The organism is Halobacteriovorax sp. DPLXC-1 (assembly GCF_036903125.1).
Taxonomy (GTDB): domain Bacteria; phylum Bdellovibrionota; class Bacteriovoracia; order Bacteriovoracales; family Bacteriovoracaceae; genus Halobacteriovorax_A; species Halobacteriovorax_A vibrionivorans.
Map to the genome: position 1 here is coordinate 1,321,065 of NZ_JAYMCO010000001.1, position 23,730 is coordinate 1,344,794.

At 37.8% G+C, this 23,730-nt stretch carries 23 protein-coding genes; 13 read left to right on the top strand and 10 right to left on the bottom strand.

All coding sequences use genetic code 11. The features are described 5' to 3' along the window. Positions 1–119 precede the first annotated feature (119 nt). Entirely contained in the window at positions 120–2,300 is a 2,181-nt protein-coding gene (locus VCM44_RS06360; protein WP_334678332.1) for a hypothetical protein, read from the bottom strand. A 96-nt stretch (positions 2,301–2,396) separates the two neighbouring features. Then, positions 2,397–3,482, bottom strand: a complete 1,086-nt coding sequence (locus tag VCM44_RS06365; RefSeq protein WP_334678333.1) for a tRNA dihydrouridine synthase — start codon at positions 3,480–3,482, stop codon at positions 2,397–2,399. A gap of 94 nt (positions 3,483–3,576) precedes the next feature. Here VCM44_RS06365 and VCM44_RS06370 point away from each other — a divergent pair, with 94 nt between their 5' ends. Together VCM44_RS06370 and ffh are read left to right on the top strand one after the other, a co-directional pair. Beyond that, positions 3,577–4,218 carry an HAD family hydrolase gene (locus tag VCM44_RS06370; RefSeq protein ID WP_158536917.1) on the top strand — a complete coding sequence of 214 codons (642 nt, stop codon included), beginning with the start codon at positions 3,577–3,579 and terminating at the stop codon, positions 4,216–4,218. A 9-nt stretch (positions 4,219–4,227) separates the two neighbouring features. Beyond that, positions 4,228–5,664, top strand: coding sequence for a signal recognition particle protein (gene ffh, locus VCM44_RS06375; protein WP_120405066.1), 1,437 nt, complete (start codon positions 4,228–4,230; stop codon positions 5,662–5,664). A 218-nt stretch (positions 5,665–5,882) separates the two neighbouring features. Here the strand turns inward: ffh and VCM44_RS06380 are convergent, their stop codons facing one another. The 3 genes from VCM44_RS06380 to VCM44_RS06390 form a co-directional block, all read right to left on the bottom strand. After that, on the bottom strand, positions 5,883–6,350 hold the full coding sequence (locus VCM44_RS06380) for a hypothetical protein (RefSeq protein ID WP_115363476.1): 468 nt from the start codon (positions 6,348–6,350) through the stop codon (positions 5,883–5,885). Positions 6,351–6,621: 271 nt separating this feature from the next. Continuing rightward, the gene (locus VCM44_RS06385; protein WP_334678335.1) at positions 6,622–7,440 is read right to left on the bottom strand and encodes a hypothetical protein; all 819 of its coding nucleotides are present in this window, start codon (positions 7,438–7,440) and stop codon (positions 6,622–6,624) included. 183 nt (positions 7,441–7,623) lie between these two features. Beyond that, positions 7,624–8,166, bottom strand: a complete 543-nt coding sequence (locus VCM44_RS06390; RefSeq protein ID WP_115363472.1) for a YceI family protein — start codon at positions 8,164–8,166, stop codon at positions 7,624–7,626. 34 nt (positions 8,167–8,200) lie between these two features. Here VCM44_RS06390 and VCM44_RS06395 point away from each other — a divergent pair, with 34 nt between their 5' ends. Beyond that, positions 8,201–8,440 carry a hypothetical protein gene (locus VCM44_RS06395; RefSeq protein WP_115363470.1) on the top strand — a complete coding sequence of 80 codons (240 nt, stop codon included), beginning with the start codon at positions 8,201–8,203 and terminating at the stop codon, positions 8,438–8,440. A 489-nt stretch (positions 8,441–8,929) separates the two neighbouring features. Here the strand turns inward: VCM44_RS06395 and VCM44_RS06400 are convergent, their stop codons facing one another. After that, positions 8,930–9,361: an Rrf2 family transcriptional regulator gene (locus tag VCM44_RS06400; RefSeq protein ID WP_115363468.1), complete on the bottom strand. Its 432-nt coding sequence runs from the start codon at positions 9,359–9,361 to the stop codon at positions 8,930–8,932. Positions 9,362–9,507: 146 nt separating this feature from the next. On the opposite strand from VCM44_RS06400, the gene hmpA reads away from it, so the two are divergent. The 4 genes from hmpA to VCM44_RS06420 all read left to right on the top strand — a co-directional run bounded on the left by hmpA (position 9,508) and on the right by VCM44_RS06420 (position 13,913). Further along, positions 9,508–10,677 (top strand): NO-inducible flavohemoprotein, encoded by a 1,170-nt coding sequence (gene hmpA / locus VCM44_RS06405; protein WP_334678336.1) that lies wholly within the window; start codon positions 9,508–9,510, stop codon positions 10,675–10,677. Positions 10,678–10,791: 114 nt separating this feature from the next. After that, positions 10,792–12,093 (top strand): cytochrome-c peroxidase, encoded by a 1,302-nt coding sequence (locus VCM44_RS06410; RefSeq protein WP_334678337.1) that lies wholly within the window; start codon positions 10,792–10,794, stop codon positions 12,091–12,093. 120 nt (positions 12,094–12,213) lie between these two features. After that, complete coding sequence (locus VCM44_RS06415; RefSeq protein WP_334678338.1) at positions 12,214–13,485, top strand: hypothetical protein; 1,272 nt, start codon at positions 12,214–12,216, stop codon at positions 13,483–13,485. Next, entirely contained in the window at positions 13,485–13,913 is a 429-nt protein-coding gene (locus VCM44_RS06420; protein ID WP_334678339.1) for a hypothetical protein, read from the top strand. Before VCM44_RS06415 ends, VCM44_RS06420 begins: the two co-directional genes overlap by 1 nt. On the opposite strand, the gene VCM44_RS06425 is transcribed toward VCM44_RS06420, so the two are convergent. Further along, the gene (locus tag VCM44_RS06425) at positions 13,905–14,780 is read right to left on the bottom strand and encodes an arginase family protein (protein ID WP_334678340.1); all 876 of its coding nucleotides are present in this window, start codon (positions 14,778–14,780) and stop codon (positions 13,905–13,907) included. The genes VCM44_RS06420 and VCM44_RS06425 overlap by 9 nt on opposite strands. Before the next feature lie 23 nt (positions 14,781–14,803). Here VCM44_RS06425 and VCM44_RS06430 point away from each other — a divergent pair, with 23 nt between their 5' ends. Beyond that, positions 14,804–16,117: a DUF4339 domain-containing protein gene (locus VCM44_RS06430; protein WP_334678341.1), complete on the top strand. Its 1,314-nt coding sequence runs from the start codon at positions 14,804–14,806 to the stop codon at positions 16,115–16,117. A gap of 11 nt (positions 16,118–16,128) precedes the next feature. On the opposite strand, the gene VCM44_RS06435 is transcribed toward VCM44_RS06430, so the two are convergent. After that, positions 16,129–16,968: an MBL fold metallo-hydrolase gene (locus VCM44_RS06435; RefSeq protein WP_115363455.1), complete on the bottom strand. Its 840-nt coding sequence runs from the start codon at positions 16,966–16,968 to the stop codon at positions 16,129–16,131. A gap of 203 nt (positions 16,969–17,171) precedes the next feature. Between VCM44_RS06435 and sucC the strand changes: the two genes are divergently transcribed. The 4 genes from sucC to VCM44_RS06455 all read left to right on the top strand — a co-directional run bounded on the left by sucC (position 17,172) and on the right by VCM44_RS06455 (position 20,358). Then, positions 17,172–18,344, top strand: a complete 1,173-nt coding sequence (gene sucC, locus VCM44_RS06440) for an ADP-forming succinate--CoA ligase subunit beta (protein ID WP_115363454.1) — start codon at positions 17,172–17,174, stop codon at positions 18,342–18,344. Further along, positions 18,344–19,219: a succinate--CoA ligase subunit alpha gene (sucD, locus tag VCM44_RS06445; protein WP_115363452.1), complete on the top strand. Its 876-nt coding sequence runs from the start codon at positions 18,344–18,346 to the stop codon at positions 19,217–19,219. Before sucC ends, sucD begins: the two co-directional genes overlap by 1 nt. A 44-nt stretch (positions 19,220–19,263) precedes the next feature. Beyond that, positions 19,264–19,692 carry a nucleoside-diphosphate kinase gene (ndk, locus tag VCM44_RS06450; RefSeq protein WP_115363450.1) on the top strand — a complete coding sequence of 143 codons (429 nt, stop codon included), beginning with the start codon at positions 19,264–19,266 and terminating at the stop codon, positions 19,690–19,692. Positions 19,693–19,884: 192 nt separating this feature from the next. Beyond that, positions 19,885–20,358, top strand: a complete 474-nt coding sequence (locus tag VCM44_RS06455; protein WP_233500278.1) for a CarD family transcriptional regulator — start codon at positions 19,885–19,887, stop codon at positions 20,356–20,358. Positions 20,359–20,471: 113 nt separating this feature from the next. On the opposite strand, the gene VCM44_RS06460 is transcribed toward VCM44_RS06455, so the two are convergent. Then, a complete protein-coding gene (locus VCM44_RS06460) occupies positions 20,472–21,068 on the bottom strand; it encodes a TetR/AcrR family transcriptional regulator (RefSeq protein WP_120405053.1) in 597 nt (198 codons plus the stop codon). A 104-nt stretch (positions 21,069–21,172) separates the two neighbouring features. On the opposite strand from VCM44_RS06460, the gene uvrB reads away from it, so the two are divergent. Then, positions 21,173–23,170, top strand: a complete 1,998-nt coding sequence (uvrB, locus tag VCM44_RS06465; protein ID WP_115363444.1) for an excinuclease ABC subunit UvrB — start codon at positions 21,173–21,175, stop codon at positions 23,168–23,170. Here uvrB and VCM44_RS06470 read toward each other — a convergent pair. Beyond that, a complete protein-coding gene (locus VCM44_RS06470; protein WP_120405051.1) occupies positions 23,133–23,645 on the bottom strand; it encodes a hypothetical protein in 513 nt (170 codons plus the stop codon). The two genes, uvrB and VCM44_RS06470, sit on opposite strands and share 38 nt — an antisense overlap. Between the last annotated feature and the right edge of the window lie 85 nt (positions 23,646–23,730).

Below are 23,730 nucleotides of genomic sequence, written 5' to 3' on the forward strand. Positions count from 1 at the left end.
ATTGATATTAAAAGAAAGGTAAGAAATACCTAATGATGGGTTAAGTGCTTAGAATTACTGGTTAGGTGAGTAGGTCAGTTAAATGTGCGAGTTTTTCAGTCGACAATTATTTGTGTGTTTTACCAGCCATAGCCGAAATCGATCTGTCCAACGGAGTTATTTGAGTAAAAAGGTCCACCCCAAAATCCGAACATATTGGCATCACTTAGATCTAGTTTTTCCATATACCAGTCATAGTATTGTTCTCGATAGGCTATTTGTTGTTCCTGATACATTCCAGTGTATATAGCACTCGGTAGTTGTGCTCTTAATTGTTGGGTAGCAATCATTGGTCCCATAAATTTATAAGATTGTTCAGCTGCATACATTGCAACTCCAGGCCAAAAGCTCTGTTGATGACGTCTAACGACAGAACGTTCTGAAATTGGATCCCAGTCAACATATTCATTATCATCAAGTTTAAAGCTATCTTTTGAAAGTGATAAGCTTTGTTGGTTACAACTTCTTACTTGTAAATATTGGCAAGCTTTCGGAAATTCATCAGGATCAGTTACATCACCATTTCTAACTTCATTTCCATTACAATTGATTTTATCTGATTGTGGACAATACTTTTCTAAGTAACGATTAGAAGTTTGGTAGTCATTTGTATCTTTAGCTCCATAATAATATCGAGAATAATCTTCAACAATAAGCTCTTCTTCTAAATTGTCACCAATAATAGACAAGGTCTTAATACTCTCATTAACCCCTTGAAGAGGTGGTAGACAACGGAATTCATGAATCTGTGGATCTTCACATATATTCTTATAACTTCTCGTAAGAATTGATTTTATAATCTCCAGGTCCTTCATTGGTTGGCTAATAAATAAATCACTAATGGCCTTTTCTGCCTTTGCTAATTCTTCTTCTTGTTTACTAATCAGCTCATCAATAGAGGAGTCGTCAAGTTCGTCTTGAAGGCATTTAAATACCTTATCTGAAATTTCATTATTAGAGATAAGTCTATCTGTCGTAGAAACGCTTTGCGGACAAAGCTGACTTAGTTTACTAGCAACTTCACCGTTAAAGTCAGTTCTAGTACCTGTTGTCTTATTATAGGCTTCAGTTTCTGCTAGACCCTTTTTTAGGATATCGTGAAGCTTATTCTTCGTTTCTTGTCGTCTACCATTAGCAAAAATTGTGACGTTTGAAACACTATTGCCACTTCCTATACTTTCGTTTGCTGAGTTAATAGCTCTTGCAAGTTTTCCTGTATCAATAGACTCATCACAATCTACGAGTTTACCTTTACACTTTTTTAATTCATTTAAAGCAGAAGAAATGTCATTGAATGATTGGTCTTCAATTGAGTTTGTAAAAAACTGAGTAGCAAAACTACTTTCTGGAGAACTAAATATATTCTTGTCTGAATTATGCTCTTTATTTAAATCATAGAGTTTTACAATTATATTTTGATAATAGTTCTTTAGTTCATCGCTCTCACTTAGCAGTGAAAGTGTGTTATTTGGCTTACTGATGGATAGAGATGGACTTCCATCTTCGGCCTTGTCTAATGAAACATTGTATTGATCGGTCTTAAGTGCATTTAAATGCTCTTTAAAGAAAGATGTTGCATCTTCTTGTGTCGCCACACCAGCATAAATCTTCTTCAAAATCTGACCATAATTATTAATGGTATTCTTGGCCATCTCTTCGTGGCCATCACCAAGTTTGAAGTTTTCAGTAAAGTCATTAAAGACTGAACATTCCTGTTTTACGTCCTCACTTGCATCATCACAAGCTGAGCGCATATAGGAGTAGAGGTTCTTACCGTCACCATTTTTAATATGGTTAAAGATTTTTACAAAAGGATTATCTTCCGTTGAGTTTTGAGCAATACTGTCGGCTTGCTTTTTTGCAAGTGCTGCTACTGTTGAATGGATAACTGCATACTTTGTTACGGCCTGTGTATGCTCCTCAAGAGCAAATAAGGCCTCTAGGGTATTGTCATCAAATAACTCGGCCACATCAAGGCTTTGAGATTCTTCTTTGAATTTAAGATATTCATCGCGAACGTTCTTAAGTGATCTTAGCGCAATGACTTGGGCCATTTGAGCGTCTCGAGCACCTTTTAAATCTGCCAAGGTTGGAGAGTTTGGCTTGTTTTCATCTGCCTTCATTCCATTTTGCTTGTCGTGAACCGACTTAATTTCCATTTCCAGTTCACTACAGTATTCAGCAAATACATTGAGAGAGAGGGAACTAAGTGATGTTCCAATAATTAAAGCTCGAATGAATTCTTTAAATGGTTTTCTCATCTGATTTCTAAAGTTTAAGTTTAAACTATTCTCCCTCAAAGAGACTTATCGTTATAAACATAAGAAAACTTTAGTAAGCCTAGAGAAATTAGAGACTTAGCCGTGACCACCGGCCATGAAGACTTGATTATGGTCGATCTTCTTGTGGCCATCTTTAATGGCATCGAAATATTCACGAGTTACGTTCATTGTTTCTTCAATATCTGGCGTCTGAAACATTGCATTTCTAAAGTGAGTTACATTTGGAAAACCAGCGGCCATCCATACGATATTCTTTCTAAGAGTTATCAGAACAGTTCTTTCACGATCCGTGTACTCTTCAAGATAATCGCGGAATCTTTCAATAACCTCCAAGTAGTCACTAGGGGTAAATTGAATATTGTCGTCTTCTTTTAGAAAACTTTCTAAGAAGATGAATGGATTTCTAAGAGGCCCTCGGCCAAGCATTAGGGCCTGACAGCGAGTTGCCATAAGTCTCTTTTGTGTCATTTGCCATGAGTGAAGATCCCCGTTTCCAATAATTGGTAGCGGAGAAGTCTGGGCAATACTTTCTAGCAGATCCCAATTTGCAAGGCCCTTATAGGCCTGTGTACGTGTTCGCCCATGAATAGCAACAAATTCGACACCTTCTTCTTTTGCGATATGAATAACTTCTTGGGCGTTGATAGAATCATCATCCCAACCAGTTCTAATTTTAATTGTTAGAGGAACTTCAATGGCCGACTTCATTTGATTGAAGTACTTACCAAGTTTAGAAGTATCTTTCATAAGAGCAGAGCCACCGCCTTTAGAAACAACCTTTCTAACTGGACACCCCATGTTAATATCGATGAACTTTGGCTCGCGCTCTTGTGCGACTTTGGCCGCTTCTGCCATGGCCGTGCCGTCTTCACCAAAGAGTTGAAGACCGATATTCTTCTCTCTTGGATGAATTTCTAGCATCTTAACAGTCTTTTCATTCTTATAATTGATGCCGTGACATGAAACGAGCTCACTAACTGTTCCACCAGCACCCAGCTCTTCCATCAATAAACGATATGGAGCGGTACAAATACTACTCATTGGAGCAAGTAGAAGTGGTGAATCAAAAGAAATATCCCCAAGTTTGACTTTTGGGCGTCGTGACATCAAGGTGTCAATCTTAGCTTGAAGAGATGGTGAAAAAGTGCGATTATTGGCCATGCGATTATTTAGCAAGTAGCTAGAATTAGGTCAACATTTTTCGATAATTTGGAAATAATTACTGATGTTTTTTGAAAATCCAAGAGGATATATTGTGTTTGATTGTGATGGGACTCTCGTTTCATCAAAAGAGGCCGTCATTAGTGCTGTCGCGGAAGTTATGAGTATTATTCTTCAGCGTGACGTAAGTATTGAAGAGGCCCGTAAAAAGTATGGCCCTGATATGGTATATACTGCAAATCAATTTGGACTCGACCCAGTGGGAAGTGAAATTCAAAGAAATAAGCTTATGAGTACTTGGAAAGAAGTTACTTCTAAGCAAAGTAATGATTATAAGTTATTTGCAGGAATGAAGAAGCTAATCTTGGATCTACTAAATCAAGAGTTTCAGCTCTACGTATGGACGGCACGTGACCGTAGGTCGACTCTTAGAATTTTAGATGATCAGGATGTGTTGCAGCACTTCTTGGAGCTTCGTTGTCTGGATGATACAACTCCTAAACCTCATCCACAGGGACTTATCGAAATGCTTGAAGACGCACCTAAAGATAAGATTATGCTAATAGGTGATAGTTTCTCAGATACACAAGGGGCCAAGAGCTTTGGTGTAAAGTCCATCGGTGCTCTTTGGGAGAGTGGGATTACAAAAGATGGATTTGGTGAGCACACTGCCGATTATTGGGCAACTCATCCAAGTGAATGTTTAGAAATAATTTTGAATAATATAAATAAATAGGGAATTAGAATGTTTGATAATTTAAGTGATAAGTTTTCAGAAGCGTTTAAGAATATTTCAGGTAAGGGAAAGATCTCTGAAAGTAATATTGAAGAAACATTAAAGCTTGTTAAGACAGCTCTTTTAGAAGCAGATGTTAATTTTAAAGTCGTAAAGAACTTCATTAATAATGTTAAAGAAGAAGCTCTTGGTGAGAAAGTTATCAAAGGTGTTAATCCAGAGGAACAATTTGTTAAGATCGTTCACGACGAACTTGCAAAGACAATGGGTGATAAGAACACTGAGCTTAATTATGTAGAAGGTGGAATCACTCCTATTTTAGTCGTTGGTTTAAACGGTCAAGGTAAAACAACTTTCTCTGGGAAGCTTTCACTTTTCCTATCAAAGAAAGAGAAGAAGAACGTTCTTCTTGTTCCTGCCGATACATTTAGACCTGCTGCCAAAGATCAGCTAATTACTCTTGCAAAATCAATGAATATGGATTGGTTTGATTCAGACCTTTCAAAACACCCTAAAGATATCGCAGCTGATGCCATGGCATTTGCCAAAGAAAACGGTAAGGATATCGTTATTATCGATACGGCCGGACGTCTTCACGTTGATGAAGAATTAATGGGGCAAATTAAAGAAGTACGCCAAGGACTTGAAGGGCTAAATCCAGAAGTTCTAATGGTTGCAGATGCCATGACTGGGCAAGAAGCAGTAAATGTTGCAAAGAGCTTCCATGAAGCTGTAGGGCTTACTGGTGTTGTTCTTTCAAAAATGGACTCTGATGCTCGTGGTGGTGCCGCGCTTTCAATTAAGCACGTAACAGGAGTTCCAATTAAATTCATCTCAACTGGTGAGAAGATGAAAGACCTTGAACTCTTTCACCCGGATCGTCTTGCGGGACGAATCCTTGATATGGGTGATGTTCTAACGCTAGTTGAAAAAGCTGAAGCTGCTATTGATAAAGATGATGCTGAAGGCATGATGAAGCGTTTAGAGAAAGGGAAGTTTTCTGTAAATGATTTCATGAAGCAAATGGATATGATGAAGAACTTAGGTTCAATGGCATCAATCATGAAAATGATCCCAGGTATGGGGGGCATGCTTAAGCAAGTAGGGGATCTGACTCCTGCTGAAAATGAAATGAAGAGAATGCGCGTTATCATCAACTCGATGACGAAGAAAGAGCGCGACAATTATAAGATCATGAAAGACTCTCACATCAAGCGAATTGCAAAAGGTTCAGGAAATACTGAAGCTCAGGTTCGTGACTTCATTGCTAAATTTAAGCAAATGGAGCAGATGATGGGTGGACTATCAAAGATGATGAAAGGTGGAGCGATGCCGGGGATGCCTGGTATGCCAGGAATGGACGGGATGCCTGGAATGCCTGGACTTGGTGGTAAGAAAAAGAAACCACGCAAGAAAGGCGGAAAATGGGGCGGTGGCTTTTTCTAAGCGCTCCGCAAAATTGGCCGCCCAAAGGCGGGCTATTGTTTGCGGCGCTAGCTCCCCAATCTTTAGCTAAAAATCTATTTCAACAAGCCGGGTTCAAGCCCGGCTTTGTTGTCTCTGGAGCAATGGGTAAGTTGTCGAATTGAGCAAGACGTCTGCTGCGCCTGACTTCGTCCATCGCAAAAAAAAAACGGCCACTTTGGGCTGCTTTCATATGGGAATTATTTTTGTGAGTAAGGAAACTCTAAAACTAGTGTTCTGTCGTGACACTGATCCCAAGAGTAGCTGTGGTAGAGAGAAAGTTTTGTTAACTTAAGCTCTTGTGCTCTTGTTTCTTTGTCTTCAGAGATTACCATTTTGTAACGGTAAGAAAATGCTTCGTATTCATCACAAGCACCTCTTGAAAGAACCTTTCCATCAAGTTCACCACCAAGTAGGTAGTTAACTTTTGAACCTGTATAAAGACGATCATTGATTTTAGCAACAAGCTCTCTTTTTTCACCGTTAATTACCGCGCTGATATATGCTTTTCTTTCGTAAATATCGGCATTGTTAAGTGTTAGATTCTCAACAGTGATTTCTGTTAGTGGTTGGTATGAACCGTCAGTCTTTGCTGAAACTGAGTCTGTTAGAACGTAAGTGTTAGCAATTACTGATGCTGTCATTAAAATTGCAATTAATGCCTTCATTTTTCTCTCCTAAATTGAATTATGAGTCTTTCTAGCAATGTTTATTGGTAGTGGAAAGTTAGGATTGTGTTAATGTGTAAGTTTTTCTTATTGAGTAGGGTGAATTGGAATCGCGGCAGGTTCAGGGGCCTGCCGCGAGTGTGTACTCTAAACTTTATTACTCTGTGCTGTAAGAAAGAGGAGAGATTTATTGTTCTTTTAAATTATCTTTCGTGTTGGACATAAAGTATCAACTTATACAGACATAGCAAAGTTGAGATTGTGTTAAGATTTATAAGATATAGTAACCAATATCTAGAGTTAATGATCCATTCTCATGAAAGTCATCAATAATAATACTGTGATCTCCATCTCCTGACTTGGCGGCCGTATAAGTTGCATATAGTTCAACAAAGCCTTTGCCTTTGTTGTATCTTAAATAAGGAAGGTAGAGAACCATGCGATCGTCTCCAATCTTCTTCTTACCATCTCGATGATCAGTATACCATTCACTACCAAGGCCTAGTCCCCAGTTGTCGTTAAAATTATAGTAGGCAAACGTTCCACACATTGTACGCCATGTATTCGTATTTGGGTCTCGTCCATTTCGATTATAGATTTGTGCATAGGTATTTAATTCAAATGTGAAATTGTCTGTATTCTTTGAAAGAAAAAAATATCCACGATGATAACTATCATAGCCTCTATTACGATCCTCACCATCAAAGATATAATTTCGATTTTGGAAGTGGAGGCTAAGCCCGTGTTTATCTTCAGTTAAAATATTATTGATGTAATAACGAAGAGAGGAATAAGCGTATTCACCTTGGTAAGATTTCTGATTTTTTTGAGAGAAGGTATTTGAGTAAACAGGTACCCAGCGTATGTTTTGATTCTTGGCTATATCGTAGCGAAAGTAGACGAGGTGATCCATATAGATAGCGTCTCGATTACGTGCATTCATTTCTGTATAGGTTGAATTAAGATAGAGAATCTTGAAGTTTGAAAGATTAAAAAAAGATGCTTGTGGTTCATCTAATGTAATCTCATTAACCTGAGCATAGGTTAATTGAATAATCAGTGAAAAAATAAGTGTCGTTAATTTTTTCAAATTGCCTCCTGTAAAATAAATAGCTAACCATCGGTCGTGCTATTATGAGGAGGTTTCGAATTTTAATCAAAATGAGGAATAGAATTATTGATAATGTTCAAAAGTTATCTTGTATTCGATGTAAACTTTCTCGACAATTATGAAGAATAAATTGGGCCAAACCGAAATCTGGCCCAAATATAATTAATTACACTTTGAAAATTTTGATTCAATTTCAATCTGAACATCACTCCAAGTTTTACCTTCGTGAAGTGCATAGCAGGCCTTGTTGATTGCCGCTAGGTTTTCTCCAAGGGCGAAGTCAAGAACATCAATGATTCCTTCAGCTTCAAGCTCACCATCTTCAATGTCATACTTCATAGGAACTTTCATTGTTTTTCCAGCAAGAGTCATATCCACATATAAGTAATTGCTATCGATTTTATTAACAACACCTGAGATTTTCATATCTTTAAAGAAGAATCTTTCAATCTTAGCATCACGTGATGCATCTTTTGTGTGAACAGAGTTTACATCGATTGTGAAACGAGCACCTTTAACTAGCTCTTTTATTGAACCTTGCTTCTTTTGAGTTTTAATTTCAAACTTTTTGAAGGCCCCACCAACACCGGCTTTTTTGGCCGTTTTATATGCCGTCCATTTTACTGCTGTATTTGAATTATTGTATTCATAACAGTTTGCAAACGTCATGCTAGAAAATAGTAATCCAGCAACTATGAATTTCATTGTCTTTCTCCTTTGAATTGTTTAAATCAAGTATATGAAACAATATGACTATCCGAAAGAATTTTATGTAACTTTACAAAATAATGACAATCTCCTTGGACAGATTGAAGTTAATAGAACTAACAAAGGTTTCAATGCTGAGATCGCGATAGTGTATAAAGAGACGAAAAAAATATTTAAGTATGTTGATCAAGTCTTTGGTGCCGAAGATGAAACAGAGGCCTGTGATATTGGAATGATGAAATTGTCTCGTTTTTTAAAGTCAATTAAGTAACGCCTTGTCTTCATGCGTCAGTCATAAAAATGACACACGCATTCTCTTGTTTTATAAAATTTCAATACCTTTTCCATGCGTCATCGAGATAAAAAAGTTGGCACAGGCCTTGCTTATATATAAGCGTGTGTGTGTTGGAGCAGAAAAAAGGATTTTTTCACTCCGTCAAAATGTCTCTCTTTAAGAAGCCGGATCAATGATCCGGCTTTTTTGTTTGCAGCATTTGCCACGATGGCAAAATGATGCAAAAGCAACGCATGGCCGACCCGGATGGGAGGCCAGGTGAACCAACTTCGATAACTAAATTATTTCTTTTTGCAATGATGATGCATTCCGCTTCTGATTCAACTTCTCACTGACATACTGATTTAATTTTAAAAAGAGAGGGTTTTATGCAATCTACACAAATCCCTTACGTAAGTACCACCCCAATAGCGACACTTCACGAAGTGAAGTAAGCGATCTTAGACTTCTTCATATAAGTGTTCTTTAGAAAAGCGAAAGTAATTCTTCTCGATTTTCAACGATGTCTTCAAGAGTGTACTTTTCTAAGTTCTGGATAAATAAAGATAAGGACTCATTCATTATGGACTTTAGTTTACAGTGAGGGGTGAGTCGACATGGTGACTTACTTCTGTCGCCAATAAAGCAGTCGACAATATTAAAGTCAGATTCAATTTCTTTAATCAATAGACCAATATTAATTTCTTTTGGTTCTTTTGCTAGTTTTATGCCGCCACTGGCCCCTTTGTAGCTTTCAATAAGGCCTAGGCGTGAGAGCTGGTGAATGATTTTTGCAAGATGGTTTCTTGAGATCATATACGTTTCTGATATCTCGCTAGAGGTACATAAGCGCTCGTGGTTTAGGCTTAAGAATATTAAAACTCTGAGGGAATAGTCAGTATATGAAGTTAATTTCATACTTCTTTATTAGCATATATCTATCTGAAATCTATTGTTTTTTATAAATATATATTAAAAATACATGTTTTTATTGCTAGCTTGTTCTTTGTGTTATAAATATGTATTTGAAATACATATTTAAGCAGAAAAGATTAGGAGTTGGTATGCTATCTACACAAACTATTGAAATTGTAAAATCAACAGCACCTGTATTAGAAGAGAATGGTGTATTGCTAACAAGGCATTTTTATCAAAAGATGTTTGAGAATAACCCAGAGGTCCTTCCCTATTTTAATCGTGCGCATCAGAACAGAGGTAGTCAGCAAGAAGCATTAGCAGGAGCAATTTGTGCGTATGCTAAAAATATTGATAATCTCGAGGCCCTTGGAGATGCAGTATCTTTAATTACAAATAAGCATGCAGCTTTAAAAGTTGAGCCAGAGCACTATCCAATTGTAGGAGTTAATCTTCTTGCATCAATTAAGGATGTGTTAGGAGATGCGGCCACTGATGAAATTATTAATGCATGGAAAGAAGCATATTTCTTTTTGGCCGATATTTTAATAGATGCTGAAAAAGCTATTTATAAAGAACAAGCTTATGAGGGTTTTAAGGAATTTAAGATTGAAAAGAAAGTTAAGGAGAGTGAGGTTATTACTTCATTTTATTTAAAGCCTGTTGATAATACAAAGCTTCCAGGCTTTGTGGCAGGCCAATATATCACAGTAAGAGTTCCATTTGATGGAATAACGACAATGAGAAATTACAGCTTATCAGATTATCCAACTAAAGATCTTCTTCGAATAAGTGTTAAAAAAGAAGAGGGAAATCCTGATGGATATGTGTCCAATTATTTACATTCCAAACTAAGTGTAGGGGATGTGTTAGAAGTTGCAGCTCCTGTAGGAAATTTCTCTTACAAAAAGTCGAGCATAGGAAGCGTTTTTATAGCAGGTGGAGTCGGTGTAACTCCTCTTTTAAGTATGACTAAAGCAGCACTTGAAAATGGTGAAAAAAGAATCGAATTCATTCATGCAAATAAAAACCGTTCAGTGCAAGCTTTCAAAACTGAATTAACTAATTTAAGTGAAAAACATGAGAATTTTGTACCCCGATTTTTTTATGAAAGTAGTAGTGAAAAACTGGCCGAAAATGAGTTTGAAGGGTTTATTACTAAGGACTTTCTTCAAAAGTGTAATTTTGATTTGGCTTCTAATTTCTATATTTGTGGCCCAAAGGCTTTTATGGCCACGATGAAAAAACATCTTATTGCGCTAGGCGTTAATTCAACTAATATTTATATCGAATTCTTTGGTCCACTAGAGTCACTTTAAGTTTTTAGGTACGCGGTTGCTAGGATGTTAAATGGAATTGCGTACCTAAAAGTGTTTGACTCATCAAACCTTTCTTCCTAGTATTTTCCATCACACAATTTGGGAATACATACAATGAAAGCAATCCTTATCCTCACTCTTGGACTTGTCGCCTTAGGTGCACAGGCCGATCAACTTGATATCAAACTTAAACGCTACACTGAGCGCTTCTTTTTAAAAGCTGTTAAAAAGCCACAAGGTAAGAAAGTAGAGCTTTATAACCTTGGTAAGGCACTTTTTAATGAGAAGGAGATCTCTGGGAATCGCAATATCTCTTGTGCCGATTGCCATATGCCTGAGTTTGGTAGTGGTGATAAATTACCTGTCGGGATCGGTGAAGGTGGAAAGTGGCAAGGAGATCAGCGCTTAATTGGTAAGGGCCATGTGATCCCTCGTAATTCTCAGCCTCTTTATAATCTCGGTGATGAGAATATGGAGCATATGTTTTGGGATGGACGAGTTCATTATCGTAAAGATTGGGATGTTTATACGACTCCTGTTGAAGCTCTTAATGGAGACTATCCAGAACGTTGGGATATTACTGAGAACCTAGGTAGCGCACTTGCTGCACAGGCATTATTTCCAATTACTTCGCATGAAGAAATGAGAGGCGTTAAGGGAAGTAATGATATTGCTAATGCTAAAGATGAAGAAGCAGTTTGGAAGATTGTCATGAAAAGACTTTTGAATATGCCAAAGTATCAAAAGCTTTTCAAAAAAGCCTATCCAGCGACACCTCAATCAGAACTTAATATTGGTCATTATGCTCAGGCCATGGCCCATTTCGAAACACATGAATTTGCCGCCTACAACACTCCTTGGGATAATTACCTAAGAGGAGACAAAAGTGCACTTGATTTAAAGGCCAAGCGTGGAGCTGTCGTTTTTATGGAATCGGGAAGTTGTGTTGCTTGTCACGTGGGAACTCTTCTTGGTGGGAGAGGTTTTGCTGCTGTTGCTACACCACAAATCGGTCCCGGTAAGAACGATCCTCGTAAGAATGACGAGGGACGCTTTCTTGTGACTGGACGTGAATACGATCGCTATCGTTTTAGAATTCCACCTCTTAGAAATATTGCTCTAACTGCACCATATTTTCATTCAGGAGCTTATGGGACATTAGAAGATGTTGTGGACCATTATCGAGGTGGGATAAAGTCTATTGATAATTATGATTCATCTTGGGTTCTTAATTCTTTTAAAAAGAACTTCAAAAAGAATCTCTTTGTAGAAACGAATCCTTATATGCTCTTTAAGAAGAAGGATGCGGCCCATCCAATTTTTAAAAATGGAGAAATACAGATCAATGACATGCAAAAAAGTGATTTAGTCTACTTTTTAAAGCATGCTCTTACTGATGGAGTAAAACTTAAATAGTGAGTGCCTACAATATTTGTAGGCCAAAATCTGTAATTTCAGCAAAATTAACCTCTTTTTCATTATTTCCTTAACGTCGTGTTAAAATATTTTTGACGTGTTAGTGCGTAGGGGAAGTTGATGAAGAGAGTTGCCATAATTATTTTCTTATTGGTCACAACAAAGCTGATGGCCTTTGATCTTGGTGAAAAGAAAAATGAAGATATTTCTGATGTACAATTCGATGTTGTACGCTCATTTGATATTCTAGATCCAGATACTGGATATTCACATCGTATTGATGCTCCTAAACCAGGCAGTGATAAAAAGATAAAAGTCCGCGTTGTTGGCCAAAATAGTTGGGCCTATCGTATTAAACTAGAAATTGATGGCGTTGAACAAGATAAGGTTTATCAGGTGACAAAGAGATACCTAAAACAAGCTCTTGATATGGCCTCAGCATATAATTATCTTCGTTTAAATCGCACCATCGGTGAGGTTGGTAAACCTCCTGTCGCTCCATGTATTGATGGAGAGGCACCAAGGCCTGTATTTGTAGATGAAATCTTTGAAGAACCTAAGAATATTGTCACAAGTAATGAGCAGTGGAAGCCTGGCTGTGAGGTTTTAGAAGATCGTAGCAAGCTTTCATCTGAAGATAGTGAACAACGATCAAAATTAGGTCAATGTATTCGCAGTATTCAAAATTCTATCACTCGCCAAGGTTCCCTAGGAAATCGTGGTCAGATATTTAGAAATCTTTATCGTTATCTAAGGCCAGAGGAGCAGCACTTTGCTGCAATGGTTTTTACGGCCCAAGGTGAAGCAGGGATTCTTGCTCGTGATATTAATGGAGGCGATCGTCACCCAGAAGAGATGATGATGATTATGAAGGTTATTAATAACCGAGTCAGAAATGCGAATGACGATGCTGCAAGAAGAGGACGTGAGGGTGATAAGACTGCTCTTGATATTGCTTTAGATCCAATGCAATTTTCAATGTATAACCAAGGTGAGGATAATTGGAGACAAATGACTTACCCTGGTCGTAATCAAGAGTTTGAGACAGCTATTGATGCCTATATGAAGTTTGGTTCTGCAGACTTTAAGCCGAAGCCAGATGTTGATCATGTTTATCATTATCATGCCAATTGGATGCTTCCAACCGATGGCGCTTGGGGAGAAGGATTTCGTGCTAACCAAGATAATTGGGAGTTGAATGTGAAAGTAAATGATAATTTACTAAGGCAACCAAATCCAATGTACAATGAAAACAATGCAAGTGATCGTCGTAAGATTGCTCGTAGTTGGAAGAGGCAGCGCCATATATTTTATAAACCAATTGATACTGACGGGCAGATCGTTGACGGCGATGATTGGCACTGGACAGTTAAAACACCATTTAGGTCATAATGAAGAAAGTTATTTTAATATTGATATTCATTTTGCAGACTTTCACTTTTGCTGATGTAAGTGATTGGACAATTGTTAACGACAAAGGTGAATTCTGGCTTAAGAGCAAAACTTCAAAAAGTTTAAAGGCCGTTATTACAAAACGTACGGGTAAGAGCAAAGTCGTTGAGACTAAGTCTGTTGGCAAAAACTATGAATTGATTATTTATTATTCAGGTTCAGCTGGAACATTCCATATGGTTGATATCTTCTATGCAATTATTTTTGATAAGAAGAAGAAGCAGTTCATTGGAGACTTCCCTTGGAAGTATAAATCACAGCAAGGCAAGAAAGTTGTTAATCCCGAATGGAAGATCACTGAAGAGAGTATCAAGATTCGTGATGAGCAAACGGGACTAGAAAAGACGATCAAACTAACTTCAAATTAAAAAATCATAAATAAGAGAAGCTAGACTTCTTGCATCCTTTGCAGACAATTCATCAAAGAGTGGATTGTATTCATAAATACCAAGGGTCTGTTTCTTGTCTTTTGTATATCGTTGGTACTGGTCTACTAGCATTCTTAAAAATTCAAATGGAATACCATCATGGTTTACTGCACTCACACTTTGCATATCACAACCAGCAATAGCATCAGCATCGATACTAAAAACAATATCGCCATCGTGCTTTTCATAAACTTCATTTAAGAAAGATACGTCTCTAAAGAGATTAGATTTTTGTTTAAGGGTTTTCGTATCGATGACATCCATTTCTATGCCTTGGTAGTTTTGAGAAACATTAGCATATTCGTGGATACCAATTTGGAGCAGCTTTATTTTGTTTTCATTTGCCAATTGTCTAAAGGGAGTTCCTGAGTGATGGATTTCATCATCTCGTGTATCCAAGTGAGCATCGATATTAATGATTAATGGGTTGTTGAGCTTTAGTCCTGAAACAAGAGGATAGATATGGTCGTGTCCTCCACCTAAATGAATAATTTTCTGTGACTTTATTTTGCTGATCTCATTAATTGAGTTCTTTTGCATTTGGTTGAAGTCATCTTCACTTTGATCTGTAATATCAATTAAAGAAATATTTTTTATCTTCTGATGATTTGCGAATTTTTGTAATTGAGAGATTAGAACACGAGGGCCTAAAGCTGCTCCGCGGCGACCACCATTTCTTACGACCCCAAGATCATTTGCACTAATTAGAATTGAATTTTGTGAATCATTGGCCTCTTTAGACATCACATTCGCTATTGATTGTGATTTTCTTTTTGCCAAATTCTCATCTACCTCTTTCCACCCCATGTATCTTCCTTTAAACTACAACTATGCAAAAAAATTGGTATATTAATCAGTCCGGTAAAAATAAAGGACCATTTACAGCTCAAGATATTATCGACTTTTATGATAAAGGTCTAATTAAGTCTTATCAACTTTGTTGGCGCAAAGGGGCAAAGAATTGGAAACCTGTCTTTGCTGTAATTCAATTGGCCCGCCAAGAAGCTCAGTCTTATTATGAAACTCAGGTTCTAAAAGAAGATGGCCAACTTCCTGAGATACCAATAAATGACGTAAAGATCTCAACTGAAACTCCCGATATTCCTGCCAGAGAGCCAGTGGAGCTAAAAGAAGTGCCAGAGGAAGAATCAGATTTAGCTGATATTGAAATTTTTCCTAGTAAATTTCCGATATACACAACAGTTATTGCCACTTTCTTTATAGCAGTGACACTCATTGCTAGTATTTACTTTGCAGCTGGCTCGACAAAGTTAAAGAAGGTTGAGGTCCAAAATATTTCGGTGACAACTCTAAATGAGATGAAAAGGCCTGTTAAAGATGGCGATGTACACCTCTTTGTTAATAAAGAGATGTCCACTATTTATGCTAGGCTTCCTTTTAAAAAACCAGTGAGTGTTGAATTAATTCTTCATCGCAAACCCGATCTTTTAGATGGATCTGAAATTTTGATTAAGGCCCATAATATTGGAGAGGGTGGGCTTATTGAATTTAAGGACCTTGTCTTTGAAGAGGGCCGTGAATTCATCCCTGGTTCATATAATGTAACGTTCATTTATGAATTCTTATCTGTTACAGACAATATTAAGAATAAATTGGGAATGGGAACGATTCGAGAAGTTCTAGAAAAGAAAGTTTTTCTTGTACCTGAGTCGAGGCAAGCTTACTTGGAGCAGATTGCAAAAATTGAAAAAAAGCGCAAAACAGCAAAGAGAAAGGCCATAAGTACAATTCGAGAAAAGCTTAGAACACTTGAGTCTCTAATTTCATCGATGTCCATTCATTATCGTCTGTCTTTGAGTCAGAAAAGTGGTTGGCTTGCTCATAAGGAATTTCAACAAAGATATGCTCGAAATATTGGGCCACTTCTACAAAGTATAGTTCTATCTAATTATGAACTTGATAAGACTAAATTAACGAGTACTGAGTTAAAGTTAGAAAATGAAATCCACAATCTTGGTAAGGATATTAGTGCGTGGAGTGCAAAGCTTGTGGAAAAGCTGTCACGTTATGGCTACCTTAATAAGCAGAAACGTCTTCATTTAAGAAAGTTCATGGATGATGATCGAGTGGTGCTTCAATCTGTTAAGAATGAGATTCAAAAACAGATTGAAAGCTTAATGTAGGTCATTTTAGGTCACTGTAGATCTTTACAGATATATTTTCCGCGCTCATTTTGCGTGACTTTTGCACTTGCATACTTCGGGTCGTGCTCAAAGATTACTGTTAGATCCTTTTCAATGATCATCTTTAAGAATTCCATCTTATCCACTGTCGTTTGACCTGGAGCGATATCATAGCCCATTACCCATGGTACATGGACGTGATTTGAAGTTGGGATCAGGTCTGCCAAGTAGATATACTCACTTGTATAAGGATGCACGAGGTGAGGAGTGTGTCCGTAAGAGCATTTAAATCTTAATGTATCATTTGATAGTTTGAGTATCTCACCCTCTTTTCCAGTAAGCCAGTGGACGCGTCCCGCTTTATCAAATTCCTCGATAATATCTTTAAAGTACTTCTTATGAAATGAGCCACTGTCCCTTAATGTTGGATTAAGGGCATATTGCCAATGTTCTCGATGTAGGTGGATCGTTACATTTGGTAGAACTGGTTTAAAGTTGTCGCCATCTTTATAGACCATACCACCGACATGATCGAAGTGAAGATGCGAGATAACAAGATCTGTTACATCTTCAGGTTTTATCCCTTTGTCTGCTAATGCCTTTACGAGAGGAGATTGTTCTTGGCGAACATCGAATTGTTGGTCGAACTTCTCTCCGTGGTAATCACCAATACCAGTATCTGTAATAATAATTCTGTCTTGGTCTTTAATGATCCAAAGCCTTAGATCGAGGTCGATGCGATTGTATTCATCTGCAGGGTGAACCTTGTTCCATAATGGTTTTGGGATGATTCCAAACATGGCCCCGCCGTCGAGCCTAAATTTACCTGGGCTTATTAGTATGTTTTCCATGAGCTAATTGTGCGAAAAATCGGAAATTGCTACAAGACGTTAAGCGTTATTTTGTGAATAAGTCCATGAATTGCCCATTAATCAGTTGAATGACAAAAAACTTGGCAAAAATGACACGACTCACCTAGAAAGTTATAGAGATGACCACTATTATAAGCCAGTAAAATCATGAATATTTCATACACGAAAACTTAGGAGTTTTAATGAACGTACATGAGTACCAGGCCAAGGGTTTAATGAGAGACATGGGCCTGAAGGTTCTTAGAGGTGAAGTAGCAAAGACTGTTGATGAGGCTGTTGCTGCGGCAGAAAAATTAGGTGGAAATATTTGGGTAGTAAAAGCTCAAATTCACGCTGGTGGGCGTGGTAAAGCAGGTGGTGTAAAGCTTGCAAAGTCATTAGATGAAGTTCGCTTACACGCTGACGATATTCTAGGTAAGACTCTTGTAACTCACCAAACAGGTCCAGAAGGAAAGAAAGTTCACACTCTTTTCATCGAAGAAGGATGTGACATTGAGCACGAGTACTATGCTGGTGTTGTTCTAGACCGTGCAACTGGTAAAGTTACAATGATGGCCTCTGAAGAAGGTGGAGTTGAGATTGAGGAAGTTGCTCATAAGACTCCTGAAAAAATCATTAAAGTAGCAATTGACCCAGCAGCTGGATTCACTCCATTTGTTGCAAGAAAGCTAGCTTACGGAATTGGTCTTAAGACTAAGGAAGAAGTAAAGGAAGCAGGTCAATTCTTTAAAGGTCTTTACGATCTATATATGAAGTACGATTGCTCAATTGCAGAGATCAACCCATTAGTAAAAACTAAGCAAGGTGATATCTTAGCACTAGATGCAAAGCTTAACTTTGATTCTAATGCTCTTTTCAGACACCCTGAAATTCAAGAGCTAAGAGATCCAACTGAAGAAAGTGAAAAAGAGTTAGCAGCAAGTGAATTTGGTGCAGCTTATATTGAACTTGATGGAAATATTGGTTGTCTAGTAAACGGTGCAGGTCTTGCAATGGGTACAATGGACATCATTAAGCTTCACGGTGGTGAACCTGCTAACTTCCTAGATGTTGGTGGATCAGCGACAAAAGAAACTGTTCAGAAAGCTTTCTCTCTTATCCTTCAAGATGAGAATGTAAAAGCTATTCTAGTTAATATTTTTGGTGGAATTATGAAGTGTGACATCATCGCTGAAGGTGTTGTTGCAGCCGCTAAGGAACTTGATTTAACAGTACCATTAGTTGTTCGTCTTGAAGGGACAAACGTAGCTCTTGGTAAGAAAATTTTAAATGAATCAGATCTTGCAATTATTGCAGCTGAAGATTTAGCAGATGCAGCGAAGAAAGCTGTTGAAGCGACAAAAGGGGAGGCGTAATGGCCATTCTTATTAATCGTGATACAAAATTAATCACTGTTGGTTTTACAGGTAAGCAAGGAACTTTTCACTCACTACAATCAAGAGATTACGGAACTAACTTTGTTGGTGGTGTAACTCCAGGTAAAGGTGGAACAGTTCATGAAGGTTTCCCTGTTTTTAATACTATTAAAGAAGCAATGGATAAGACGGAAGCAAATGCGGCCATGATTATGGTTCCACCTCCGTTTGCAGCTGACTCAATCCTAGAAGCGATTGATGCTGAGATGCCACTTATTATTGCAATTACTGAAGGGATTCCTATCCTTGATATGGTAAAGGTTAAGGCCGCTCTTGAAGGTTCAAAATCAAGACTAATTGGTCCTAACTGTCCAGGTGTTATCACTCCAGGTGAGTGTAAGATCGGAATTATGCCAGGTCACATCCACATGCCAGGTCGTGTTGGTGTTATCTCTCGTTCAGGAACTCTTACTTATGAAGCTGTTTATCAGTTAACTCAAAGAGACATCGGACAATCAACTTGTGTTGGTATCGGTGGTGACCCAGTTAACGGAACAAACTTCATTGACGTACTAGAGCTATTTGAAAAAGATCCAGATACTGATGCTGTTATTATGATTGGTGAGATCGGTGGTTCTGCTGAAACAGATGCTGGTCGATGGATTCAAAAGAATATGAGTAAGCCAGTTGTATCATTTATCGCAGGTGCTTCAGCGCCTCCAGGTAAGAGAATGGGGCACGCAGGTGCAATCATCTCTGGCGGTGACGATACTGCAGAAGCTAAGTTTAGAATTCTTGAAGAATGTGGCGTAACAGTTTCACGTTCTCCAGCTGAACTTGGTGAAACAATGGAGAAGGTTTTAAAGAACCTTTAATTAAAAGAATTTAGGGAATTTTTCCGCAAGATAATTTTAAGGAGATTAAAATGGAAAGAACTTTTAGTATCATTAAGCCAAATGCACTACTTGATAACAACATTGGTAACATCATTAAGAGATTTGAAGAAGAAGGTCTAAGAATCGCTGCTCTTAAACTTGCTCACCTTTCAAAAGAGAAAGCTGAAGGTTTCTATATTGAGCACAAAGACAGACCATTCTTTGGTGAACTTGTTGCTTTCATGACTTCTGCACCAGTTGTTCTTATGTGCCTAGAAGGTGAAAATGCAGTTGAAAGAAATAGAGAAATCATGGGTGCGACTAACCCAGCTGAAGCTGCTGAAAACACTCTTAGAAAGCTATATGCTAAATCTATCGGTGAGAACGCTGTTCACGGTTCTGATTCTCTTGCTTCTGCTGAAAGAGAACTTGCTTATTTCTTCGAAAAAGATGAAATTTGCCCACGTTTCTAATTAGTTAACTAATTGAAATTACAGATATATTTATCGAATTAAGCCCCTCTTATTGAGGGGCTTTTTTTTGGCCCGCATTTCTACAACCTTCCGTCTAAAAATCATACCCCATGTGTAAATCTTACAAGCTGCATTGAGAGTCATGGCGCGTCGTAGTATAACTGAGTGAGAGAAATACCCATGGAGGTAGAAATGTTTAACATTGGTGATTACGCAGTTTGCCCAGGACACGGTGTTGGTCAGATTGTGGACATCGAAGAGCGCGAAGTAGGAGAGCACAAGCTTTCGTTCTACATCATTAAGGTTGTAGCAAACGGAATGACTGTCATGGTTCCTACCAATTCTAAAGATGGAATTAGAGTGCTTGTTGACGACAGCGAGATCAATGAAGTTTATCAACTTCTAAATGATCACGATGTAAAAGTTGATAACTCAACTTGGAATCGTCGTTATAGAGACTATATGGAAAAAGTGAAAACTGGTTCACTTTTAGAAATCGCAGATGTCCTAAGATCTTTATTCTTACTTAAGAATAAGAAGAATCTTTCATTTGGTGAGAAGAAAATGCTTGAGCAGTGTAGAGACTTAATTGTTCAAGAGATCTCAATCAAGAATGGTTCTGAGAAAACTGAAATAAAAAATCAAATTGAGAGCTGTTTTGAATAACAGCTTTAAGTTCGAAATTCTTTTTTGAACTTATTCTCTTGTGTTGTGTGTGTGAAATAAGCGTTTGTGGGGTAACTTGCAAACGCTTTATTTATTTTTGGCCTCACAATTGCTTAAGCCTTTAGGCAATCTAATAATTCATTTAATCTAATATCAAATTCTTGAACTTCCTTAGGAAGTAGACAATTTTCATATAGGCAAATTGTTTGCATTAATGAGCCTGTCAAAAATTCGTGTAGTAGTCGTCCCCAAAGCTTAGCATCAACTTTTGGTGAGATGCTACCTTCAGCTTGTCCTTCAACAATTAAGTCCTCTAATCGATTTCTTCCATTGAGGATGACCTTCTCTCCAAATGGTAGAACGACAGAATTAGTGGAAGATTGTTGATATAAGTAGAGGATGATCTTAGCTTCACTAGGCCTATCAATTAGCCAAGTCAGACTAGCTTGGCAGTGCTTGCGTATACGGCCAATACTATCATCAGTTGGTGTGATTAATTGATTTATTAATTCAGTACGCCTTTCAAGAATACTTTCCAAAACCCCAAGAAAGAGCTCGGTCTTATTCTTAAAATAATGAAAGACACCAGACTGGCTAATACCTAGAGTATCGGCAATTTTTTGAAATGAGGTCGCAGCGATGCCTTTTTCAGCGATCTGACCTATGGCAATATCAATGATCTTTGCCCTTTGTAGTTCACCTTTTTTCATTTTTTATCCCTAATTAAAAAATGATCAATTTAGTTAATAATGTAACATATTTATAGCTCAGATAATAATTGTTATCTTTTAATCTAATAGGATACAATCTCGATATGAGTGATAAGACCTTTAATTTACAGTCAAAATTTGAACCTTGTGGGGATCAACCAGAGGCCATCAAGACTATTGTGGAAAAACTCTCTTCTGGAGAAAAAGAGCAAACTCTATTGGGCGTTACCGGTTCTGGTAAAACATTTACCATGGCCAATGTGATTCAAAAGCTTGGAAAAAAGACCTTAATTTTGGCACATAATAAGACACTTGCGGCACAACTTTATGCCGAGTTTAGAGAATTCTTTCCCGATAATGCTGTGGAGTACTTTGTTTCGTATTACGATTATTATCAACCTGAAGCTTATGTTCCGGGAAGTGATACCTATATAGAAAAGGACTCATCTGTTAATGATGAGATCGACAAGCTTCGCCACTCTGCAACTCGCTCACTCTTAGAAAGAGATGATGTCATCATAATCTCTTCGGTTAGTTGCATTTATGGTATTGGTTCTCCTGATGAGTATGCGAGTATGAGGGAGACTCTCTTTGTTGGTGATGAGAAAGACCGCGATGATTTTCTAAAGTCTTTAGTTGCTATTCAATACGAAAGAAATGATATCGACTTTGTTCGTGGGTGTTTTCGCGTAAGAGGGGATATTGTTGAAGTCTTTCCTGCTCATGAGGATTCGAATGTTGTTCGCATTGAATTCTTTGATGATGAGGTCGAAAGTATAACAATTGTTGACCCACTTAGGGGAACAAAACTTCATAACCTTAGTAAGGTTACAATTTATCCAAAATCTCACTATGTTGTTGGTGAGGAGAAAATGGATGGTGCTCTTGAGACTATTAAAGTTGAGCTAAGAGAGCGCCTACAAGAGTTAGAGAAACAAAATAAATTAGTTGAAAGGCAACGCCTTGAACAAAGAACACTACTTGATATTGAAATGCTTGAAGAGATGGGCTTTTGTTCTGGTATTGAGAATTATTCTCGTCATATGACGGGGAGTAAACCAGGTGATCCTCCACCAACACTTATTGATTTCTTTAAGAAAGACTTCTTAATGATTATTGATGAATCACATATAACTATTCCACAAGTCGGTGGGATGTATCGCGGAGATAGGGCCCGTAAAATGAATCTCGTCGATTACGGTTTTCGCCTACCTTCAGCATTAGATAATCGTCCTTTAAATTTTGAGGAGTTTAAAGGAAAGCTCGATGATGTCCTTTATGTTTCTGCTACCCCTGGTAATTACGAATTAGAGCGGACTCATGGAGAGTTTGTTGAGCAAATTATTAGGCCAACAGGACTTCTTGATCCGATTATTGAGGTTAGGGATGCAACTAATCAAGTTGATGACCTCTTAGTTGAGGTAAGGCGCATTATTGAAAAAGGCCAGCGAGTCCTGGTGACAACTCTTACAAAGAAGTTGGCAGAAGAGTTAACTAATTTCTACCATGGTAGTGGAATTAAGGTGAAATACCTTCATAGTGATATTGATACGATTGAAAGAGTTGAGATCATTCGCGATCTTCGCCTTGGTGAGTTTGATGTTCTTGTGGGAATCAATCTCCTAAGAGAAGGTCTTGATATTCCTGAGGTTTCATTAGTGGCCATTTTGGATGCTGATAAGGAAGGCTTCTTGAGATCTGAGCGCTCCCTTGTTCAGACAATTGGACGGGCCGCTAGAAATAGTGATGGTAAAGTTCTTATGTATGCTTATCAAACAACGAAGTCTATGGAGCGAGCAATCGGTGAGACGAAACGTCGTCGAGCTATTCAAATGCAATATAATGAAGATCACGGCATAACTCCTCAAACGATTCTTAAGGAAGTTTCAGGTGGAGTAATTGAAACTTTACGTGGTGGTAAGAAGAAGGGGAAAAAGAGCGGTCCTAAAGACGTTACCATGTCTCCTGATGAGATTAAAAAGCGTATTGCTGAGCTTAAAATTGAGATGAAAGAGGCCTCAAAAGACCTCCGCTTTGAAGATGCTGCTAAAATTCGTGATGAAATTAAGTTCTTAAACGAATCATTTCTAGTCTTTGGCTAACTTCATGACTAATAGGCATTTTCATTAAGAAGTTAAATAGACCCTTTCCAAATCCATGTCTAATAGCAAAGTCATCTGCTTCAATTTGCTTTGTCATTTCATTTGCATGTAATCTCATTGTGAAATGACGATAGTAGAGATGTCCTAATTCATGAAATATGATTGCATAGGCCTCTTCATTGTCTGCTGTTAGAATTGCTTTCTTTAACTGTGGATAGACAAGTACAAATGTCTTATCTCCATGTGATGGAATAACGCTAGAGTGCATGCCCTGACTTTCTAAAAAGACAAGTTCCCCATAAGTGGCCAAGCTGTCTTTTTCTTCTTCACTCAATTGTGAAATGACGTCCTCAAAGAATCTTTTGATTCTTGGATTCTGATTAATCCAGTGATGGGCCGGGTCTGAGAAGTTGACCTTAAAGCTTGGGTTAGTCTCTTGATTCTTTGTAAATGTTTTCTTTAGTGTACTTATCATGAATATCTTTTCGTCAACATTGAAGTTGGCCCAAGAATTTAGCTTATTCTGAGTGAACTAGGTAAGCTTTGCCAATAAGGACCAA

Bases quoted from the DNA above. Each gene is read 5' to 3' on its own strand.
- VCM44_RS06360 (WP_334678332.1), bottom strand. From the start codon at position 2,300: ATGAGAAAACCATTTAAAGAATTCATTCGAGCTTTAATTATTGGAACA.
- VCM44_RS06365 (WP_334678333.1), bottom strand. From the start codon at position 3,482: ATGGCCAATAATCGCACTTTTTCACCATCTCTTCAAGCTAAGATTGAC.
- ffh (WP_120405066.1), top strand. From the start codon at position 4,228: ATGTTTGATAATTTAAGTGATAAGTTTTCAGAAGCGTTTAAGAATATT.
- VCM44_RS06380 (WP_115363476.1), bottom strand. From the start codon at position 6,350: ATGAAGGCATTAATTGCAATTTTAATGACAGCATCAGTAATTGCTAAC.
- VCM44_RS06390 (WP_115363472.1), bottom strand. From the start codon at position 8,166: ATGAAATTCATAGTTGCTGGATTACTATTTTCTAGCATGACGTTTGCA.
- VCM44_RS06395 (WP_115363470.1), top strand. From the start codon at position 8,201: ATGAAACAATATGACTATCCGAAAGAATTTTATGTAACTTTACAAAAT.
- VCM44_RS06400 (WP_115363468.1), bottom strand. From the start codon at position 9,361: ATGAAATTAACTTCATATACTGACTATTCCCTCAGAGTTTTAATATTC.
- hmpA (WP_334678336.1), top strand. From the start codon at position 9,508: ATGCTATCTACACAAACTATTGAAATTGTAAAATCAACAGCACCTGTA.
- VCM44_RS06410 (WP_334678337.1), top strand. From the start codon at position 10,792: ATGAAAGCAATCCTTATCCTCACTCTTGGACTTGTCGCCTTAGGTGCA.
- VCM44_RS06415 (WP_334678338.1), top strand. From the start codon at position 12,214: ATGAAGAGAGTTGCCATAATTATTTTCTTATTGGTCACAACAAAGCTG.
- VCM44_RS06420 (WP_334678339.1), top strand. From the start codon at position 13,485: ATGAAGAAAGTTATTTTAATATTGATATTCATTTTGCAGACTTTCACT.
- VCM44_RS06425 (WP_334678340.1), bottom strand. From the start codon at position 14,780: ATGGGGTGGAAAGAGGTAGATGAGAATTTGGCAAAAAGAAAATCACAA.
- VCM44_RS06430 (WP_334678341.1), top strand. From the start codon at position 14,804: ATGCAAAAAAATTGGTATATTAATCAGTCCGGTAAAAATAAAGGACCA.
- VCM44_RS06435 (WP_115363455.1), bottom strand. From the start codon at position 16,968: ATGGAAAACATACTAATAAGCCCAGGTAAATTTAGGCTCGACGGCGGG.
- sucC (WP_115363454.1), top strand. From the start codon at position 17,172: ATGAACGTACATGAGTACCAGGCCAAGGGTTTAATGAGAGACATGGGC.
- sucD (WP_115363452.1), top strand. From the start codon at position 18,344: ATGGCCATTCTTATTAATCGTGATACAAAATTAATCACTGTTGGTTTT.
- VCM44_RS06455 (WP_233500278.1), top strand. From the start codon at position 19,885: ATGTTTAACATTGGTGATTACGCAGTTTGCCCAGGACACGGTGTTGGT.
- VCM44_RS06460 (WP_120405053.1), bottom strand. From the start codon at position 21,068: ATGAAAAAAGGTGAACTACAAAGGGCAAAGATCATTGATATTGCCATA.
- uvrB (WP_115363444.1), top strand. From the start codon at position 21,173: ATGAGTGATAAGACCTTTAATTTACAGTCAAAATTTGAACCTTGTGGG.
- VCM44_RS06470 (WP_120405051.1), bottom strand. From the start codon at position 23,645: ATGATAAGTACACTAAAGAAAACATTTACAAAGAATCAAGAGACTAAC.